At 54.7% G+C, this 20,195-nt stretch carries 17 protein-coding genes; 6 read left to right on the top strand and 11 right to left on the bottom strand.

Going from position 1 to position 20,195, the window contains the following annotated elements; all coding sequences use genetic code 11:
* Positions 1–18: 18 nt before the first annotated feature.
* Complete coding sequence (gene thiO / locus HS105_02360) at positions 19–1,143, bottom strand: glycine oxidase ThiO (GenBank protein ID MBE7515442.1); 1,125 nt, start codon at positions 1,141–1,143, stop codon at positions 19–21.
* A 66-nt stretch (positions 1,144–1,209) separates the two neighbouring features.
* On the opposite strand from thiO, the gene HS105_02355 reads away from it, so the two are divergent.
* Positions 1,210–2,232 (top strand): isocitrate dehydrogenase (NAD(+)), encoded by a 1,023-nt coding sequence (locus HS105_02355; GenBank protein MBE7515441.1) that lies wholly within the window; start codon positions 1,210–1,212, stop codon positions 2,230–2,232.
* Positions 2,233–2,247: 15 nt separating this feature from the next.
* Here the strand turns inward: HS105_02355 and HS105_02350 are convergent, their stop codons facing one another.
* Entirely contained in the window at positions 2,248–4,293 is a 2,046-nt protein-coding gene (locus HS105_02350) for a M13 family metallopeptidase (protein ID MBE7515440.1), read from the bottom strand.
* A 166-nt stretch (positions 4,294–4,459) separates the two neighbouring features.
* Here HS105_02350 and HS105_02345 point away from each other — a divergent pair, with 166 nt between their 5' ends.
* Positions 4,460–4,852 carry a hypothetical protein gene (locus HS105_02345; protein MBE7515439.1) on the top strand — a complete coding sequence of 131 codons (393 nt, stop codon included), beginning with the start codon at positions 4,460–4,462 and terminating at the stop codon, positions 4,850–4,852.
* A gap of 90 nt (positions 4,853–4,942) precedes the next feature.
* Here HS105_02345 and HS105_02340 read toward each other — a convergent pair whose 3' ends face one another.
* Positions 4,943–7,300, bottom strand: a complete 2,358-nt coding sequence (locus HS105_02340; GenBank protein MBE7515438.1) for a PD40 domain-containing protein — start codon at positions 7,298–7,300, stop codon at positions 4,943–4,945.
* A 161-nt stretch (positions 7,301–7,461) separates the two neighbouring features.
* Between HS105_02340 and HS105_02335 the strand changes: the two genes are divergently transcribed.
* Entirely contained in the window at positions 7,462–9,369 is a 1,908-nt protein-coding gene (locus tag HS105_02335) for a winged helix-turn-helix domain-containing protein (GenBank protein ID MBE7515437.1), read from the top strand.
* On the opposite strand, the gene HS105_02330 is transcribed toward HS105_02335, so the two are convergent.
* The 3 genes from HS105_02330 to HS105_02320 are packed head-to-tail and all read right to left on the bottom strand — an operon-like array spanning position 9,366 to position 11,747.
* Positions 9,366–9,848: a 2-C-methyl-D-erythritol 2,4-cyclodiphosphate synthase gene (locus HS105_02330; GenBank protein MBE7515436.1), complete on the bottom strand. Its 483-nt coding sequence runs from the start codon at positions 9,846–9,848 to the stop codon at positions 9,366–9,368. The genes HS105_02335 and HS105_02330 overlap by 4 nt on opposite strands.
* Entirely contained in the window at positions 9,845–10,537 is a 693-nt protein-coding gene (ispD, locus tag HS105_02325; protein MBE7515435.1) for a 2-C-methyl-D-erythritol 4-phosphate cytidylyltransferase, read from the bottom strand. The genes HS105_02330 and ispD overlap by 4 nt, the downstream gene beginning before the upstream one ends.
* A gap of 40 nt (positions 10,538–10,577) precedes the next feature.
* Positions 10,578–11,747 (bottom strand): TRAM domain-containing protein, encoded by a 1,170-nt coding sequence (locus HS105_02320; GenBank protein MBE7515434.1) that lies wholly within the window; start codon positions 11,745–11,747, stop codon positions 10,578–10,580.
* 90 nt (positions 11,748–11,837) lie between these two features.
* Between HS105_02320 and radA the strand changes: the two genes are divergently transcribed.
* On the top strand, positions 11,838–13,199 hold the full coding sequence (gene radA, locus HS105_02315; GenBank protein ID MBE7515433.1) for a DNA repair protein RadA: 1,362 nt from the start codon (positions 11,838–11,840) through the stop codon (positions 13,197–13,199).
* Between the two features lie 47 nt (positions 13,200–13,246).
* A complete protein-coding gene (locus HS105_02310; GenBank protein ID MBE7515432.1) occupies positions 13,247–13,444 on the top strand; it encodes a hypothetical protein in 198 nt (65 codons plus the stop codon).
* 526 nt (positions 13,445–13,970) lie between these two features.
* On the opposite strand, the gene HS105_02305 is transcribed toward HS105_02310, so the two are convergent.
* Both HS105_02305 and HS105_02300 read right to left on the bottom strand, forming a co-directional pair.
* Positions 13,971–14,423, bottom strand: coding sequence for a PilZ domain-containing protein (locus tag HS105_02305; protein ID MBE7515431.1), 453 nt, complete (start codon positions 14,421–14,423; stop codon positions 13,971–13,973).
* A 144-nt stretch (positions 14,424–14,567) separates the two neighbouring features.
* Positions 14,568–15,011 (bottom strand): BrxA/BrxB family bacilliredoxin, encoded by a 444-nt coding sequence (locus HS105_02300; GenBank protein MBE7515430.1) that lies wholly within the window; start codon positions 15,009–15,011, stop codon positions 14,568–14,570.
* A 160-nt stretch (positions 15,012–15,171) separates the two neighbouring features.
* Here HS105_02300 and cyaB point away from each other — a divergent pair, with 160 nt between their 5' ends.
* Positions 15,172–15,723 (top strand): class IV adenylate cyclase, encoded by a 552-nt coding sequence (gene cyaB / locus HS105_02295; protein ID MBE7515429.1) that lies wholly within the window; start codon positions 15,172–15,174, stop codon positions 15,721–15,723.
* A gap of 2 nt (positions 15,724–15,725) precedes the next feature.
* Here cyaB and ppk1 read toward each other — a convergent pair whose 3' ends face one another.
* Genes ppk1 through HS105_02280 form a run of 3 tightly spaced genes read right to left on the bottom strand, consistent with a single transcriptional unit; the run spans position 15,726 to position 19,990 of the window.
* Complete coding sequence (ppk1, locus tag HS105_02290) at positions 15,726–17,858, bottom strand: polyphosphate kinase 1 (protein MBE7515428.1); 2,133 nt, start codon at positions 17,856–17,858, stop codon at positions 15,726–15,728.
* A 45-nt stretch (positions 17,859–17,903) separates the two neighbouring features.
* Positions 17,904–18,371 carry a tRNA (adenosine(37)-N6)-threonylcarbamoyltransferase complex ATPase subunit type 1 TsaE gene (gene tsaE, locus HS105_02285; protein MBE7515427.1) on the bottom strand — a complete coding sequence of 156 codons (468 nt, stop codon included), beginning with the start codon at positions 18,369–18,371 and terminating at the stop codon, positions 17,904–17,906.
* Entirely contained in the window at positions 18,371–19,990 is a 1,620-nt protein-coding gene (locus tag HS105_02280; GenBank protein MBE7515426.1) for an NAD(P)H-hydrate dehydratase, read from the bottom strand. The genes tsaE and HS105_02280 overlap by 1 nt, the downstream gene beginning before the upstream one ends.
* Positions 19,991–20,195: the final 205 nt, after the last annotated feature.

Here is a 20,195-nt window from a genome sequence, read left to right as displayed (position 1 = left end):
TCTTAATAGAATACGGGCTTACGGCGCTGCTACGGCTGCCCTTTCAGGCCCGAACTCCGAAAAATATTCTGATCGCCCGCCGTAAATGACCGCGTCGGCAATGATCTCCGCCGTGATCGGTGCCAGGAGGATGCCATTGAGGTAATGCGCGGTTGCAGCAAAAAGGCCTTCGATGCCGCCGAACGGCCCCAGTATCGGCATCTCATCAGGAGCGAACGGCCGCAAACCCGACCAACTGCCGGATAACGCTTGATCGGCGAGCTGAGGCAGTATCTTTTCGCCAACGTCGCGCAGGCCGGCCATCGCCTTTTCGGTGGTCGTCTTTTCAAACCCGGCGTGTTCCAGCGTAGAACCGACAAGGATCCGCCCGCCGCGCCGAGGAACCAAATAGCCTCCGCTGCAATAGATAACATGCCGGACAGCCCTTTCTCGCGTCGTATATTCAACGATCTGTCCGCGCACGGGCGACACCGCAAAGGGCAACGGTGCGTTACCGACACCGATCGCCGAGGACCAAGCCCCGCCCGCAATAATGACATGATCGCACCCGACAGTGTCGCCGTTCGCCGAAACGCCTGCAACACGGCCGTTCTCGATGATGACGCGCTCGACCTCGCTATGCTCTCTTAATTCGATGCCGTTCAACGCCGCATATCGGCGAAGTGCCTCGACAAGCCGGCGATTCTCGACCTGCCAGTCATTCTCAAAGCGAAGTGCCGCCGCAACAACGGGCGAAATGCCCGGCTCGGCCGCCAACACGTCCGGCCTGTCGAGGATCTCGGCGTGAAGGCCGGCCGCGGACTGCTTTGCAAGCCTGTCAGCGAGATCATCTGCTTCATCATCGGTGAAGGCGAGCATCAGCGTTCCCGTACGGTCAAGCTCGATGTCAATACCCGTTTCCGAGAGCAGCTCTTCAGCAAGAGCCGGATAAAGATCGCGTGACGACGCAGACAGCCTGTAAAACGTATCTTGCTGATACGTATGGGCTTGAGCCGTCAACATTCCGCCGGCTGCCCATGACGCCTCTCGGCCGCAGACGCCTTTTTCAAATACTGCGACATGCTGCTCGCCGCGGCGTCGAAGAGCGCGTGCGATGCTGAGGCCGATGACGCCGCCGCCTATTATTATCGTGTTCGCACTCATCTTTTCGCCGAAGTTTGTTAAAGCTCCGCAACGCAGTTAAAGTTCTATTATTATAGGATATTGCTTATGAAACACACCATTACGCTCATTCCCGGCGACGGCATCGGGCCCGAGATCGTAGCAGCAACGGTTCGCGTGATCGAGGCCGCCGGTGCCGATATCGAATGGGAAACGCAGATACTCGGTGCACAGGCTCAAGAGAAGTTCGGCACAACGCTGCCGGAACGAACCATTGAGTCGATCCGGCGCAACAAAGTTGCCCTCAAAGGCCCGCAAATGACGCCCGTCGGCAAGGGTTTTACGTCTGTAAATGTCGGGCTGCGCAAGGCGCTCGACCTTTACGCAAATGTTCGCCCTGTCAAGGCATTGCCGAATGTGCCGTGCCGATACCCCGAACTCGATCTCGTCATTGTCCGCGAGAATACTGAGGATCTATATGCGGGCCTCGAACATATCGTCGTGCCCGGCGTGGTCGAAAGCCTTAAGATCATCACTGAAAAGGCTTCGACACGCATCGCTCGCTATGCCTTTGAATACTCACGCGCAAACGGCCGTAAGAAGGTAACGGCGGTTCATAAGGCGAATATAATGAAGTTGTCCGACGGGCTGTTCCTCGAGTGTTTCTATAATGTCGCTAAGGATTTTCCGGACATTGAGGCCGATGATAAGATCATCGACAACTGCTGTATGCAGCTCGTGATGCGGCCTGAGCAGTTCGACGTAATGGTGTTGGAAAATCTTTACGGCGACATCGTCAGCGACCTTTGCGCAGGCCTTATCGGCGGTCTCGGCCTTGCTCCGGGAGCGAATATCGGCGAGTTTGGTGCGGTCTTCGAGGCGGTTCACGGCTCGGCGCCTGACATTGCGGGACAAGGCATAGCGAACCCGACCGCGCTGATGCTGTCAGCCGTGCAAATGCTCAATCACATTGGCGAGCGCGACGCGGCAACGCGAATGCACGACGCCATTCTTGCGGTATTCGCCGACGGCAGGGCCATCACACGCGACCTTGGCGGCACCGCGAGAACGAATGAATTCGCACGCGCCATCGAGGACAAGATAAAGGCGGGCAACGCCGCTAATGCGTAGCGATATCGCCTCAGTTCACCAAACCTTTACGCGATCCTTCGGGTCAAGATAGAGCTTCTGGCCCGGCTTCACGTCAAAGGCGCGATACCATGCATCAACGTTCCGCACCGTATAGGTTCGCCAGCGATCGGGCGAGTGGCTGTCGGTCGTAATAAGCATTCGCAAGAGTTGTTCGCGCATCTTACCGCGAAATGCTTGGCCGAACGCGACAAAGAACTGCTGATCGCCGGTCAGATCACTCACGGTAGGAGCCTCTTTGCCGCCGTATGCCGCCCGATAACCGTCGTATGCTGCCGAAAGGCCCGCAAGATCGGCGATATTCTCGTCCAAAAGCTGCCGTCCTTTCAGAAAGAGCCCCGGCAATGCCTCATAGGAATCATACTGAGCCGCAAGCCGCTTTCCGGCATCCTGAAAATGTGCCAGATCGGCGGGCGTCCACCAGTTCGAGAGTCGGCCGTATGCGTCAAAGAGCGAGCCTGTCGCGTCAAAACTGTGGCTTATCTCATGGCCGATGATCGTGCCGATCGCACCGTAGTTCACCACAGGATCAGCCTCGGGGTCGAAGAAAGGCGGCAGCAGGATCGCTGCCGGAAAATTAAGTGCGTTCTGCAGCGGCAGGTTAAGTGCGTTGACCGTCTGTGCGGTGATCCACCATTCGCTTTGATCGACCGGATGATTCAGCTTGCTTAGCGCGTACTTGTAATCAAAAAGGCTCACCCGTCGGTCATTGCCGACAGCATCGAACCTGTCGATCTTCAGGCCGTTATAGCTGCGCCATTTGTCGGGATAGCCGACGCCGACATACAGCGTATCGACCTTTGCCTTTGCCTTCTCGCGCGTCTCGGGTGTCATCCAGTCAAGCTTGTCGATGCGAAGCCGGAACGCCTTGCGAATATTTTCGACAAGCTGCTGGATCGCAGCCTTGGCCTGCGGGCTGAAATACTTTTCGACATACATCTTTGCGACAACATCGCCGAGTGCGTCACTCGTTGCATTGATGCCGCGTCCGCGGCGCGAACCTTGAACCGATACGCCGCCGAGCTCCTTTCCGTAGAACGCGAAATTCTCGTCCGCGAAAGCCTTCGGCAGCAGGTTCGCATATCGGTCGATGACCCGAAGCGTAAGATACTCCTTCCATGTGTCAAGCGGTTCGCTGGCCGTAAGCGCTGAAATGCCCTTGACCGCATTCGGATGCCAAACGATGATCTTCGGCACCGTACCGAGCCCCGCGGCCCGGAAATATTCCTTCCAATCAAGCCCCGGAGCTTGTTTCGAGAGATCGGCGGTCTTCCATGGATTATTTGCCTTTGAAACATCGGCCGATTCTTCGCGGCTGGCGTGCGTCGCGGCTATCTTATTTTCGAGATCATAGATTCGGCGGGCCTTTGCCTCCGGGTCGGCAACCTTTGCAAGCCGAAGCACGTTGCCGAGATGCTCGCGGTATTTCTCTTTTAACGCCACTCCGTCTTTTGACTCATCAAAATAGTAATCACGATCCGGCAGGCCAAGTCCGCCTTGAAGTAAATACGGCACATTCCTCTTCGGATCGTTGAGGTCCGCTGAGACCCACAAGCCTAAGAGCCTGTTCGTGTAGAAGTTCGTCATGTTGAGCGGATCTACATCCGCACGCATTTGCGAACCCAACACGCGGGCAAGGCCGGTCTTGTCCTTTATCGCAGCGATCTGAGCAAGCTCATCCGCGATCGGCTTGAGGCCTTTCGCCTCGATCGCTTTCTCGTCAATATAAGCAGCGTAATAGTCGGCCACCATTTGCGCCTCGGGCGTCTTTTCCTTTTCGGCGTCTGCGATCAGCGACGCATTCCGCCGCGCGACCTCGGCAGCGATCGTCTGGAATGTACCCAGCGATGAGCGGTCCGGCGGTATGACGGCATCCTTGTACCAAGTGCCGTTCGTGTAGAGGAAGAAATCATCGCCGGGAGCGACGCTTCTGTCCATTCCCGCCAGATCGACATTTACCGCGAGAACACTGCCCGGAAGGGCTGAAATGAACGCCGCCAATAGTATTGCGGCAACCGCACGCTTAAAGGCTCTCTCTCTCATAATTCCTCACAAGGCCGCTTGCGGCCCTCGCCGCTTCGCTGGTAATACGCCTAAACTATACTATGGTTTCTTCCATTTTTGCGTTAGCAAAGCTATCATTGGCTGCAACGCCGTAAGCGAAATCGCGTTCTAACAGTGAGGCGGAACGGCCGCCGGGAGAATTGTAATGAGGATTTTTATCGTAGCGGTGATCATCGCGCTCGGCCTCGCCGGAAATGTGATGGCCCAAAAGACCGAAACGCTTACCGTCAAGAACGGCTGCCAAAAAAAAGCTAAAACGAGCAAACTGAAGATCAAACTCGTCGAAGTTATGGAGGACTCACGCTGCCCTGACGGGGCGAACTGCATCTGGGAAGGCAACGCAAAGGTAAAGGTCAAGATCGTCGGTGCCAAGGAAACAAAGACCTTTGAATTCAACACCAACTTGGGGGCCCGCGGCGATACGATCGACGGCTGGGCGGTAACAATGGTCTCGCTCTCACCCGTACCGAAGAGCGGCGAAACTATCGACCCGAAAAACTACACCGCAAAGTTCGAGATCGTCCGCCTTATCCGCTGACCGCAGATCATCTTCCGAATCGAGAGAGGCCGGCTGAAATGCGTATCAGACGGCCTCTTTGTGGTTGTGTGAGTGTTTGTTTTGTTCGTATCAGCGGACGAAGATGCTTGGGACAGGGATGTCGCCCGTTGAGCCGAACTGTTTTATCAGAAGGCCGGCGGTCGAGCGTTTCACATACCAAGTGCTGCCCGTCGGACGGAACACGGCTGCGTCTGCCTTGCCGTCGCCGTCATAGTCGCCCGGCGAAGGCACATCGCCTGTCGTCCCGAACTGATCCGCGTAATATGTCAGGTCTTCGCTCCGAAGGATGTACCACGTTCCCCCTGATGTCCAGAATGCAATGTCAGCCTTGCCGTCTCCCGTGTAGTCGGCAGGCACTGCCTTGTCCGTCGAAGAGCCGAACTGTGTTGCGAACACGCTGTTATCCGAACTCTTGCGTATCCACCATTCGGCACCGTTAGCACCGTTCGGACGGAATACGGCAATGTCAGCCTTACCGTCGCCGTCATAGTCCGCTGCGACGGGTTTGTCGCCTGCCGCTCCGAAGCCTGTGATCGTAGTGCCGCCCGTTGTGTTGTTTATGTACCAAGTGGAGTTCGACGGACGGAACACTGCTGTGTCGGCCTTGCCGTCGGCATCGTAATCCGCAGGCACTGGCACATCGCCGCTTGCTCCGAACGGCGTTGCATAGTACGTCATATCCTCACTGCGGAGAACGTACCAATAGCCTGTCGAAGGCCTCCAAAACGCCACATCAGCCTTGCCGTCGCCCGTGTAATCAGCCGCAACGACACTGTCTGTCGCCGCACCGAACTGTGTGGCGAACACACCGTCATTCGAACTCTTCGATATCCACCACTCCGAGCCGTTCACTCCATTCGGCCGATAGATCCCGATATCCGTCTTCCCGTCACCGTCAAAGTCAAAGGGAACACGCGTTGTTGAGGTCTGCGGCCTGTACCAATCGGTAGCAATATCGATCGCCGAATTTGTGGTCAGCCGAACCGGTGAAGTCCCGTCAGAATTTGCAACAAAGACTTCCGGCAAATTTCCTGCTTGGCCGGAGTACAATATTTTTGTGCCGTCGGGCGACCAGACAGGTATTTGAGGATTATTTGTCTGAGGCCATGTCAGAGGGTTCGTACCATTGATGTTCATTACAACAACACGGACATCGCCCGTGCCGGAATCCCTGATGTACGCTATCTTTGTACCATCCGGCGAGACATTGGCATATACGTTAAGAACGGGCGCTGACGTACCGGTGATCGCGGTGCGTTCGCTTCCGTCCGCATTTGAAACGCAAATCTGATAATTCGTTTGCTTCTGATCGCTACAACTGAACACCAGCTTAGTGCCGTCCGGAGTATAGGTGGCAAGATCCTCGTCCGGAACGGTTACAGCGACCGCACTTTGACTCGAACCGTCCGGGTTCATCGTATATAGGTCACAGCTTCCGCTGCTGCAGCGTGAGAAAAGTATCTTCTGACCGTCGGGCCGCCATGTAGGATATTTATCGACCGTAGCAGTATTCGTTAATCGAACAGGGTTGGTTCCGTCGGCATTTGCGGTCCATATTTGCCATGGGCTGGTCGGTGTCTCACGACGCTGATAAGCGATCTTCTGGCCATTCGGCGAAAACTTTGCGAGAATTTCCGCCACCTCATTATTCGTTGTGCGCACCTGAGATGCTCCGTCGGTATTCATACGAAACAGTTCGGTCGTCCCGTTACGCGACGAATAAAAAAGTATCGGCCTGTTGCCCGAAGGCGCCTCCGGCACTCTGTCAAGTTGGTGGATCTGGTCAAGGGACAGAGGCCCATCGTAAATGCGAAGCCTGGCAATGGAGCCAGCGGAAGCCTGGATCGGATTCGCTCCGGCCCAATCCTGAAAAAATCTTAGACTTGTGATCGGCCCTCCGTCAGAAACGTCGCTAACGGCAAAAATATTGTCGCGATATATTGTCAGTACATTGTTGGAACGAACCATAGTGATCTGAAAATAGGAGTTTGCGTCGGTCGGCGGGTGTGACCCGCCTTCGCTTTCACCGATCCGTCCGTCGATAAGCCAACCGCCTTCGTCAGGAGCAGTTCCGCCGGACGCATCCAGAACCCGCCTTTTGCCTGTTACCGCTGCAAACTTGAACAAGATTACCAAGGACATGCTTTCCGTGTTCGGCACTATCGGCCCCAGAGCGTTGATCGCCACTCCGTTATTCAACGGGAAGTTGAGCACCTGACGCGAAAATCCGTCAACTTGTTCAGTACCAAATGTATTCGGCCCATTCCCCGTACCGGTGAGATTCGCTAATTCCGGTACCCCTGCGACGGAACTTGCTAAATTTCCCTGGAATTGGTAGTCAGCCTTCAGTGTTTGGGCCTTTGCGTTCCCGTAATACGCGATAATGATCACAAGGATCAATGCTACTCTAAACAATTGATGTCTCATTTCTGTTGCTCCAGATGTTGAATTTGATCGATCAGTCTCCCTCCGAGAAAACTGACCAACGAACAGATATACATAGGAACAGCCGCCAAAGTAATTAAAATTCGGCTAATTCTTGGCTAATTTCACAAAATAGGCATAGAATCATCCGAGACGGAAAGGCAATGGATGAGATCGTATCCAGTTCTCTTACGGATCCGCCGAGAGCGTTCAGGTTCGGCGAATTCGAGCTCGATCTGCTCGACGAGACCCTGCGCCGCAACGGAGCAAAGATCGCGCTGCCTCGGCGGACGATCCAGGTGCTTCGCCTACTTGTCGAACGACGCGGCGAGATCGTTTCAAAGAAAGAGTTCTTTGAAACCGTTTGGACCGGTTCGTTTGTCGAGGATAACAACCTTACCGTCGCAATTGCGGCCCTAAGAAAAGTACTTGATGATGACGCCCGGCACGCTCGTTTTATTGAGAATTTGCCGCGAAAGGGTTATCGTTTCGTCGCTGAGGTCGAATCAATTACGGATGATGGGAGCAAATCTGCCGCGAATGCAGGATCTGCCGCAGCCGCATCGCCGAAAAGTTCTCGTCGTTGGATATTCTTTGGCACATCGGCGATGATCGTACTCTTGCTGATCATCATTGCCGGTTTCAGGGGCCGCGATTCATCGTTTCTCGAAAGCCGCGGCCCAACACTGAAGTTTGATTCCCTCGCGATCTTGCCGTTCCAAAGTGAGAGCGAACAAAGCCGATATCTGGCAGATGGATTTGCCGACGGCATTACAAGCGACCTCTCGAAGCTGTCGGGGTTCAAGATAATTGATCGCAATTCGGCCGAAAAGTTCGGGAACGCTCCGGACCTGGCGGTTGCGGCGAAGGAACTGAACGTTGCAGCTGTATTGACAGGACATCTCGAGCAGAATGGCGACGTAATGATCGTGACGACAGATCTGTTCGATGCAGCCGCGAATACCGTTGTTTGGCATCAGCAGGTACGCCGGCAGACCCTGGAGATGCTCGCATTACAGCAGGAGACCTCGCAGGCGATGATCGAACGGCTGCAGCTTCAGCCCAATGATCCGCAGCTGGCCAAGCTTGCGAAGCGGCAGACAAATGACCCTATCGCCTACGACCTTTATTTGAAAGGACGGTACTTTTGGAACAAGCGTGACGAGTCCGAGATCGTCAAAGGTGCCGAATTTTTCAGGGCTGCGACAGAACGGGACCCCACGTTTGCCAAGGCCTTCGTCGGCCTTGCCGACGCTTACACGCTTGGCAGCTTCGGCGAGATGGGCATGAGCATAGAGGAGAAGAACTCGCTTGTTCGCGGATATCTGCAAAAGGCTCTTGATATTGATGATACGTTGGGCGAGGCTTATGCAGACCGTGCTATCAACAAATGCTACTACGACTGGGACTTCGCGGGTGCCGGCGCTGATTATCGGCGCGCTATCGAACTCGCTCCGAATTATGCAACGGCGCGGCATTGGTACGCCGAGTTTCTCACTATGGAAGGCAGATTTGATGAAAGTGCGGCCGAATATGAACGAGCCTTGGCGCTCGACCCACTCTCAATGCCGATCAGGACAGATATGGCGTTGAGCTATTATTACGCGCGAGATCTCGACAAGGCCGCCGCTTTGCTTGAAAAAGCAAAGGATCTTAACCCCGAATATGCCCGCACATACTTATTTCTCGGAATGGTTCATTTGGAAAAAGGCAATTTTAGCAAAGCAATTGACGCCTTTGATAAATATGTTACTCTGCAGCATAAGAACGGCACAAGGTCGCGGGATAATTACCTCAAAAATGAACGATTCTTTGCAGATCTAAGAGCCGTTGCCAATTCCGGCGGCTTCTGGCGCGCCTTTGTCAAGGGCGGCACCTACGATCTGCTTGACCCTTATCTCCTGATAGTTGGATATGCAAAACTCGGGCAGAATGATAATGCCTTTCGACTCGTGCGACAGAGTCTCGACGATCATTACTCCGGATTGGTTTGGTTCAAGGTCGCTCCGGGTATTGACGGCATTCGCGCCGACAACCGATTTCACGAGATCGAAGAGCGAGTGAAGTTCTAAGCCGCTTCTCGTATAAGAAGTACGATCGCGGTCGCTCGGATGGCGAGGCCGTGGCCGACCGCATCGACCATTTCGCCGGTCTTTGCCTTTACGGAAACACGTTCAGCCGAGACGCCGACGGCATCAGCGATCACGGAGCGCATCTCATCAATGTAAGGCCTGAGTTTCGGGCGTTCGAGATCGATGGTCGAGTCAAGGTTTTCGACAGAATAGCCCATTTCGCGGGCGAGGCCGGCCGCATATCGGAGGAACTGTATGCTAGCGGCATCGCGCCATTTAGCATCATTGTCCGGAAAATGTGTACCGATGTCGCCAAGCCCCAACGCACCGAGTATCGCGTCGGTTGCCGCGTGCAGAAGTACATCGGCGTCCGAGTGTCCTTGCGCACCGAGGTCAGACTCGATGCGGGTGCCGCCGATCATTAACGGCCGCCCGGCCACGAGGCGATGAATATCAGTGCCGATCCCTATGAGCATCATAACTTGTGTTCAGCCTCGATCTCTGCAAGAAGAGCTTCCGCGACAGCGATATCCTCCGGCCGCGTGATCTTGATATTGCGGGTGCTGCCTTCTACACAGTGTATCGGAACGCCGATCGCCTCAACAAGGTACGCTTCATCCGTAGCAGCGGCGGCCGACACTCCTGCATCGGCAAAGGCACGCGTCAGGACCTCCATCCGAAATGCTTGCGGCGTGAGCGCTCGGCGAAGCCGTGTGCGATCGACCGTACGGACGATCTCGCCGTTCTCGACGTGTTTTATCGTGTCGCTGACCTCGGCAACGAGGCACGCCGCGCCCGTCTCGGATGCCTTGCGAATGACCTCATCGATCTCCGCAACCGATACAAGCGGCCGGGCGCCGTCGTGCACGGCGACAACCTCCGCGGCTTCGACCGCCGCCAAGCCGTTCCGTACAGACTCAGCCCGAGAGCTGCCGCCGATGACCACGCTCTGCAATTTTGTTATGCCGCATCCGAGATCCATTGCCTCAAAACGGCGGCGGCCGTCATCCGATAACACTAGGACGATGCGGTCGATCGTTTCGGCGGCCTCGAACCGCTCGATCGTACGGCGGAGAACAGGTACGCCGTGGATATTGACGAATTGTTTTGGAGTTTCCGCACCGAACCGCTCGCCGGTGCCCGCAGCTACGATGATAACGGTCGTCATAATGGCAAATGCCCGATGAAAGCCGCCGATCAGCCGCAGGCTATTCTATCTCTTCGATGATGGTGGTTTGACGAAGCTCGCGTGTCGCCTTGCGAAACCCGACCGAGCGCGAATCGTGGATATTGAAATTGTTATTGTCGCCGTTGTCCTGACCTTCTTCCCACAGGCGGCCGAAGATCATCTTTCCTGCTGTCGTTTGGAGCACGCTCGTAACCGCGATATCAGCGGTCTTGCCGATCAAACGGCGAGCGTTATCAATGACGACCATTGTGCCGTCGTCGAGGTAAGCAACACCTTGGTTGTACTCCTTGCCCTCCTTGAGTACAAAAACCCGCATCGCTTCGCCCGGCAAAACGACCGGCTTGAGTGCATTGGCAAGCTCATTTATGTTCAGCACGGAGACGCCGCGGAGCTGCGAGACCTTATTGAGGTTGAAATCGTTGGTAACGATCACCGCGTCAAGCTGCGTGCCGAGTTCGATAAGCTTGAGATCGACCTCTTTTACATTCGGAAAATCGGTCTCAACGATCTGAACATCGAGCTTTGTATTGTTGCGGAGCCGCTGGAGCATATCGAGGCCGCGGCGTCCGCGCTGCCGCTTTGATGAATCGGCAGAATCGGCAACCTGCTGAAGCTCGGTCAAAATAAAATGCGGGACAATGAACGTACCGTTCAAAAATCCTGTTTCGGCGACGTCGGCGATGCGGCCGTCAATGATCACGGACGTATCGAGTATCTTGTAATCGCGGACCGCATTCTTGTCGCTGAAGATGCCGCCGAGTGCCGAGAGATCGATGTAATCGCCTTTAGCGGCCCCCACCATCAGCCCCACATATCCCATTAAGAACATCAGCGAAATGGTCAGGAATGTCTGCATTTCAGCCGACACAGCAGCTTCTTTTTGGATCGATATGAGCATTCCGATAAGAAATGCCCCGATGATGCCCAAGATCGCGCCGACGGCCGCGCCGATAAGTGTCTTGAGGCTTGCGCGACGCACGCGCATCTCAAAGCCGATGATAACAAAGCCGATGAGCATACCGAGGCCGGCACTGATCATGCGCCGCGTATTCTCATTCGCAACGCCTTCAAGCCCGAATCGGTGAGTTCGCTCAAAAGGATTAAGGACGTACCCAAGCAAGATGAGTAAACCCATGAACGCCACCCGTAGGATAAGGACATCGACCTTCATTCCCTGAAATCTTACCATAAATGAAACTGCTAAGTTAAGAATTTCTCCAGAGTTTCTCGACAAATACGCCAACCGCGGCCGAACTCTGTTATCATTTCACTTCCGAATATGGCGAAACAGCCAGCAACGATCTTTGTTTGCCAGAACTGCGGCGGTCAAGCACGCAAGTGGCTTGGGCAATGTCCCGACTGCGGCGAGTGGAACACGTTCGCCGAAGAGAAGTTCAGGCCGTCGCGCGTTTCAACCTCACAAAAGCTTGGCAACGCCGCTTCGCCCGTGCCTTTTTTGAGTATCGAATCGCAGGATGACAAGCGAAGCGCGTCGGGGATCGATGAGTTCGACAGAGTGCTCGGCGGCGGCATTGTCGCCGGTTCGCTCGTGCTTATCGGCGGCGCTCCCGGCATCGGCAAATCGACCATCGTTATCCAGATCGCCGACCGTCTAAGCTCGGGCGGCCACAGCGTTCTGTATGTTTCGGGTGAAGAATCGGAGCGGCAGATAAAGATGCGCGGCGAACGTCTCGGACTAAATGCCGAAAATCTTTTCATACTTGCCGAGACGAGCCTGCGGACGATCCTTGACGAGGCGGCGAGGCTGCGGCCGGATCTGATCGTTATCGATTCGATCCAGACGATCTTCACAGACCGCATCGAGTCAGCCCCCGGAAGCGTATCGCAGGTTCGCGAGGTCGCAAGCGAGCTGATGATGCTGGCAAAGCACACGGGCACGCCGGTCTTCGTTACCGGCCACGTTACAAAGGACGGCTCTATCGCAGGCCCGCGAACACTCGAACACATCGTTGACACGGTTCTCTACTTCGAAGGCGACCGCCATCACAATCACCGCATCATCCGGGCGGCAAAGAACCGCTTTGGCGCGGCCAATGAGATCGGCGTTTTTGAAATGACCAACGCGGGCCTCATTCCGGTCGGTAATCCTTCGGAAATGTTCCTCGGCGAAAGGCCCGACAACGCAACCGGCTCGGCAGTAACGGTCAGCATTGAAGGCACCCGGCCGATGCTCCTCGAAATACAAGCACTTGTTAGCGGTGCGAAGTTCGGCACCGGCCGCCGAATGACGCAGGGTTTCGACCACAATCGCGCAAGCCTTTTGATCGCCGTCCTTGAGAAGCGTCTGGGATTTCAGCTTGCCGGCGACGACATCTTTGTCAACGTTGCTGGCGGCGTAGAAGTGGACGAACCGGCTGCGGATCTTGGTGTGATCGCGGCTATCGCTTCCAGTTATCGGGGGCTGCCGATCCCGCATGATACCGCCGTATTCGGCGAGGTCGGCCTGACGGGCGAAGTGCGCGGCGTCCTCCAAGCCCAAGCACGCGCCCGCGAGGCTCAAGCACTCGGCTTCAAGAAGCTGATATTGCCGCACTCGAACAAAAAAGGCCTCGAAAAGCTCCTCGGCCTGCGTGTTGTCGGCGTTCGCGATCTCGAACAAGCGATGGACGAGCTATTCTAGCTGAACCAACGTTTTATTTATTGAATGGATTTAAGTATATTTAACGAATGAAAGCCATCGTAGTTACGCCGAAAAGCGAAAGCGAATTCAAATTCATCGCCGACCTGCTTAAGAAACTCGGCGTGGGCAGTTCAACGCTGACACGTTCAGAACTTGAAGATATCGGAATGCTGAAATTGCTAGGCAAGGCGGACAGATCAAAGAAAGTGAGCCGCCACTCGATAATGAAGAAATTATCAACTTGATGAAGGTCCAATTTCTGCAAAGCTTTTCAAAAGATATCGATAAGATACACTTGAAGTCGGTCAAAGCATCGTTAAAAAGATTGATCGAATTGATAGAATCAGCCGAAACTCTCTCGAACATACCAAACACAAAGAAACTCAAGGGCCATAAAACGGCTTATCGAACTCGCGTCGGAGATCATCGCCTGGGATTTTACTTTGAAAACGAAACAATTATTCTCGCACGTTTTGTAGACCGAAAAGATATCTACAAGTTGTTCCCCTAATGATCTCGCTTTCGACGTAAATGTCGCGGTTAGACTTTTGCGATCAATAGCGATGCTGCAAACTCTAACTCACTCATTTTCCGTCAGATCGATAAAAGGAACGGCTTCAGAACCGACGGCGTCTTGAGCGATGCCTCATAGAAAAACTGCTTCCTGACGCCCCGTGAAGACAAGAGTTGCATGGTCAGTTGGCTTGTCATCACGAAGCGTGGACAATGTCGAAAGAGTACGCTTAAATGCCGTGAAATGGACGAGCTTTTCTAGGAACCGTCGGAGCTCATTATCCGTTCCAAGATCAGATCGCGTTTTTGTCTGATGTCGATGACGCGCGGCGACGGTTCTTCATTTATAAATCGCGGCGGTACGTTAAAAGGATCGATCTGCAGCGGCACGCCTTCATCCTCGAGGCGCTTTTCGATGATCTTTGAAATGAACTGCTGTTCGAACTGCGAGATATCGAGGAACTTTATGCCGATGCCCATATCCTCGAACCGATATATCGCCTTACAGGCGAGCGGCAGGAAATTGCCGTCCGGAAGCGGCATCTCCATTCGAAATTCGTCGCCGACGAGAATTTCGTCGTCCCAGTCAATGAAACATCCGCCGATACTCACTTGCGTAAGGCCCGCTTCACGCCGCTGCCCGTAATTGTCGTAGATCCGCACCCGCAGGTCGAGCGAAAAGCGAATGTACTGGCGTTGCGGTATCGACATCTGTGGTTTGACGCGTCAAGATGCTCTGACGAGTTCGATTTTAGCCGCAATCAACCCCAATGGCAATAGAAATCTCTCGGACACGAAAAAGGCCCCTTGCCGGGGCCGAAATATTGTACTGCTAATATCCCGTACGACGCGGGCTCAGTTGGCCGCCGCATCCGAGTGAACGCAATATTTGTCGAACGCTTCCATCAAGGTTTGAGCGATCATCGCGGGGTGTCGGCCTTCGAGGTCGCGGCGTTCGAACATTTGTACAAGTTGCCCGTCCTTCAAGATCCCTATCGACGGCGACGACGGCATATAGCCTTCAAAGTGCCCGCGAGCCGCCTCGGTAGCATCGATATCGGCACCGGCGAAAACTGTGATCGAGCGGTCGGGCTTATTTTCGGCATGCTGCATTGCCATCGCGATGCCGGGACGAACGCCGCCGGCCGCACAGCCGCAGACAGAATTTACAACGATCATCACCGTTCCTTCTGTCTCGCGGATCGCCGCCTCAACGGCATCAGGTGTCTTGGTTTCTTCGATGCCGAGAGCAGAAAGCTCTTGGCGCATTCCATGGATCATTGCTTCCGGATACGGCATAATTTCCTCACAAAAATCAGTGTCGATCGCGTAAAAGCGATGTTCTGACCTATTGTTTCAAGTATTGACGATTGGCCTGATGTAGTCAAGACCCACCGGCCTGCGGGTGCCCGATTTGCTGCATCGGCCGCGTTGCCATACCATCGAACCTGTAAGACCTATGGCGATCGAGATCGAAAAGAAATATAAGATCGACGCAGACATTGCCGCTCGGCTTGCCGAAAAGCTCGTGTCTATCGGGGCCGAGTTCGCATATGAGCGATCGGAGGAAAATTATCTGCATCGCGGCGGCACGGTGGACGCCCGTTCGATCGTGCTTCGCGTGCGCAAAACGGACGACACCGCGACACTCACCTATAAGGAAAGGATCGACCCTTCGAGCGAATTCAAGAAACAGATCGAATTCGAGACCGAGATCGGCGATGCCGCCGCAATGGAGGAGATCATCGAACGGCTCGGTTTTTCGCTTGCTGCTGTTTACGAAAAACACCGAAAGGCCTGGAACTGGGGCGGTGTCGAGATCGTGCTCGACGAGCTTCCGTTCGGCCGCTATATGGAGATCGAAGGGCCTCCCGATGGTATTCGTGATGCCGAAAAGACCCTCGGCATCGAGCATCTTGAAGTGGAGCTGAAAAGCTATCCGAGCCTGACCTTGAAGTTCGGCATACTTCGGGACGGTGTTGTTGAGGCAAGGTTCGACCGCAAGAAATAAGGTTATGAGCCGATCAGTTTGCCGACAAACGCCATTTGAGCATCGAATCCGCCCGAAGCCCGCGAAGCGACACGTTTATATGTTCCGTCAGACTTCAGCAGGCGTGCGTTGACTTGATCTTTCAGATAATTCTCAAGTAAAACATCCCGCAGATATGTCTTCAGTGACTCATCGCGTATCGGCGTGAGCACTTCGACGCGGCGATCCATATTGCGGTGCATCAGATCGGCGCTGCCGATCAGAACGTCGGGCACGCCGTCATTCGCGAACCAATACACGCGGCTGTGTTCAAGGAACCTGCCGACGATCGAACGCACGCGGATATTCTCCGACAATCCTTTGACTCCGGGCCGCAGCGTACAGGTGCCTCGAATTATCAGATCGATATCGACACCCGCTTTTGACGCCTCGTACAGTTCGTTGATAAGTTCATCATCCGTAAGGCTGTTCGCCTTCAGCACGATCGACGCTTTACGGCCTGCGAGTTTATTCTTCTTTTCGCGCCGGATCATCGTTATCAAGCGGTCGCGCACATGGAACGGCGACACAAAAAGGCGGCGATACTTATCCTGCTGCGAGTAGCCCGTCAGGAAATTGAAAAGATCCGTAACATCGGCGCCTATGACCTCATCCGCCGTCAACAGCCCAAGATCGGTATAGGTGCGCGCGGTCGTCAAATTATAATTGCCCGTTGCGATGTGGACGTAACGCACGAGCTTTTGCTTTTCACGGCGGACGATCAGCATCACTTTCGAATGCGTCTTGAGCGTCGAGATGCCGTAGATGACATGTACGCCTTCTTTTTCAAGGCGTTTCGCCCACTCGATATTATTTTCCTCATCAAAGCGTGCCTTAAGCTCGACAAGCGCCGTTACCTGCTTACCCATCTGAGCCGCACGTATGAGCGAACCGATGATCGGTGAATCTTTACCGGTGCGATAAAGGCATATCTTGATCGCCTTTACATTCGGATCCTCGACGGCTTCCGTAAGCAGATCAATGACAATGTTGAATGAATGATACGGATGATGCAGCAGGATGTCGCCGCGCCGGATCAGATCGAACATCGACCGTTTCTCATCCATGGTCCGAAGCGATATGGGCGAGATCGGCTTCTCTTTCAGCGCAGGCCGATCGAGGCCGTAGAGCTGCATCAGATCGGGGATATTCATAAAGCCGTCGATCGGCTCCACGCACTCCTCGCGAACGCCGACTCCCGCGACGAGCATCTTATGCATCTTAACGGGCATCGCACTCGAAAGCTCAAGCCTCACAGGAAAACGGTCGCGGCGCCGCTGCAGTTCGCGCTCGAGCGAACGCATCAGATCGCCGGCCTCATCTTCGCGCAACTCGATATCGGCATCGCGGCTCACTCTGAAAAGAAATGCGTCGCTCGTCCTCATGTTCGGGAAAAGTTCTCCGAGGTTTGCCGCAACTATCTCTTCGAGCAGCACATAGCGCTCCTCCTTGTGATCGACCGCAATGAGGCGCGGCACTGCGGGCGGCAATTTGATCCGGCCAAATCGCTTTTGTTTGAAAAGATGCCTCAGCGGCGGCGGCAAGGCTATGCGGTCCGGTGCCACCATTGTCCCGAGGTTGAGGCTCAGGTTGGATATGTACGGGAACGGATGGCTCGAATCGACAGACTGCGGCGTAAGGATCGGGAAAACATCGTCGTGAAAATACTTGTCGATCTTCTTCTTTTCTTTCGCCGCCAGCGACGCATACGGAACGATCGAGATGCCGGCTTTTCTTAATGCAGGCAATAAATTTCCTGCGAGGCATCGTGCCTGCTTATCAAGCATAGGCCGGACACGCCGAAATATCTCCGTGATCTGTTCCTGCGGCGTCATCCCGTCAGGCGAAAGCTCGCAAACGCCCTCAGCGATCTGCTCCAAAATACCGGCAACGCGGATCATGAAGAATTCGTCGAGATTTGTCGAAAAGATCGCAAGGAACTTGAGGCGCTCAAGCAGAGGCAAACTCTCATCCATCGCCTCTTCGAGCACGCGTGCATTGAACTCAAGCCAGCTTAGCTCGCGATTGAAATACAGCCTTCGATCAGCCGGCTGTTCTGTCGCCGTTCCGTTCGCTGTTTGTGATGCTTTGTGTTTTACGGCGCTGTCAAGAGCCATAGCATCTAGAATTATAATCGAATTTGCGGGCCCTAAGGAAGAAAATTATCTGCGCGGCATCGCCTCTATCGCGATACGGCGAACATCGTCGCCGTCACCCTTGATAGTTACCTTGAATGTACGTGTGCCGAATCTTACATCATCAAGACGGTCTGCCCACTCGATCAGCACGACCGCTCGCCCGTCACCCAATAGGTCATCAAGACCCGCTGCCTCGGCCGCGTGCCTGCCTTTTTTCAGTCGCCAAAGATCAACGTGATATACATCCAAGCGTTCGGTTCGATAAAGGTTTACGAGGGCAAATGTCGGGCTTGTAACCTCATCCACATCAAAGCCGAGACCGCTCAGAACACCCTTAACGAACAATGTCTTTCCTGCGCCGAGTTCGCCTAAAAGCAGGACGACGTCGCCCGCAAGAATTGCGGCGGCGAACTTCTCACCAAGGGCAAAGGTATCCTTGGGCGTTGGCAGTTCGTAGCCTCCATATATGCTGCCTGTGTATGCCGCCTCCATTATCTGTTTCGCTCCAACCGATCGAAGGAAGCGGTAAGGCATTCACGAACGTCGGACGCGGTCATCACACGCTTGCCGTACCATTCTTCAGCAACGTCAGCCGCCATGCCGGCGATGAATACAGCGGAGACCACCGTCTCAAATGGCTCCATACCGAATCTGGCCCCTTGCGCCGTAATTCCTGCGATGATGCCCGAGAGAGTGTCGCCATTGCCTGCCTTGCCAACCCCGGAATTACCGGTCGGATTTATGACAACGCGCCCGTCCGGAGAGCCGATCAGCACTCGCTCGCCCTTCAGCACAACGATCACGCCGCGTTTCACTGCCATATCGCGCACCGCCGAAATGCGATCAGCAACGGCCGCTTTGTCCGAAGTGCCGAGAAGCCGCAGAAATTCGCCCTCGTGCGGGGTAAGGATCAACGCCGGAGCCTCAGGCGAATTCTTGAACTCGATCGGAGCTATTTGATTCAAGCCGTCGGCATCGAGTACCAACGGCTGCTTACGGTGCTCAACGGCCTTGCGGATAAACGCCGCCGTGCTTTCGTCTTTCGCAAGGCCGCAGCCGATAAGAACCGAATCTGCCGTTGCGAGAACCTTCACAAGCTCATCAAAAGCCGCCTCGGCGATCGTTCCGCCATCCGTTTCAGCGACACCGCGTAAGATCACTTCAGGTAGAAGACGCGGCGCCGCCAAGCGTTGACAGCCCTTCGGCACTGCAAGAGTTACAAGGCCTGCCCCGGAACGCATCGAAGCGTTCGCAGCAAGCACGGCCGCACCGGAATATTCTCGCGAGCCTGCGATCACAAGCGTATGACCGCGTTTGTTCTTAAAAGAATCGTCAGAAAAACTCGTGCGTTCAAGCCATTCGGCCGCATCAGCGGTCTCAGAGACGAAGGTCTTTGAGGCCTGTTCGTCGATCAGTTCTTTGGGCGAGCCGATATCGGCCACGATCAATTCGCCTCCGTACGCTGCGATAGGTATTGCGACATTCGCAAGCTTCGGCGCGGTAAAAGTAACGGTAAGATCAGCCTTAACGACAGGGCCTTCAACAGAAGCGGAATCCGCCATTGCTCCCGACGGCAGGTCGATCGCAACACGCAGCGGCACTCGATCTCCCCTGAACATAGTATTTATTTCATCTGCCAATCGCGCAAAAAAACCCGCAATCGGCCGGTCAAGGCCAAAGCCGAATAACCCATCGACAACAGCATCAAAGCGGCCATGTTCTTGCCTGAACAGATCGCGGCCGTGCCGAAAGTCTTCGATGGTGCTGACCTCTGAAAATGAAAATGATGTGCCGCTCAGACATTCGGCGGCTTGAAAATTCACTCTTGCATCGCCCGCCGTCTGCTCGACCTTTCCGAAAAGGCAGACATCTGCCGCCGCCCCCTGCATCCGCAATAGACGCGCCAACGCCGCAGCGTCGCCGCCGTTGTTGCCTTTGCCGCAGAGGATGAGGACATTCCGGCCTCGAACCGAACCGCCCAGACGCTCACTAATGGCATGTGCAAGAGCGTGGGCCGCATTCTCCATCAGCAGAAGCGATGGGATATTGAAACGTTCCGTCGTAAGACGATCGACGGTACGCATCTGCTCTGCGGTCAGCACCTTTTGCATAATCGTAACTATAGATCATTAAGGGCGACTTTTCAGTAAGCGGGCTGCGGCACGTCCAAACGGAAGAGAGGCGACGCATTTACGCCGCCTCTCTACGCCCGATAAGCAAGGAGTTATGAAAAATCATGAACAACCAAGAAACACGTTAGCACTCAGCTGCGGCCGAAGTATGTTTGCCACTGTGCTCGACACGCTTTCTTCCGTT

The sequence above is a fragment of the Chloracidobacterium sp. genome (genome assembly GCA_015075585.1).
GTDB lineage: Bacteria > Acidobacteriota > Blastocatellia > Pyrinomonadales > Pyrinomonadaceae > OLB17.
The sequence above is the reverse complement of the archived record's forward strand: the minus strand, read 5'-3'. Positions and strand labels throughout refer to the sequence as shown.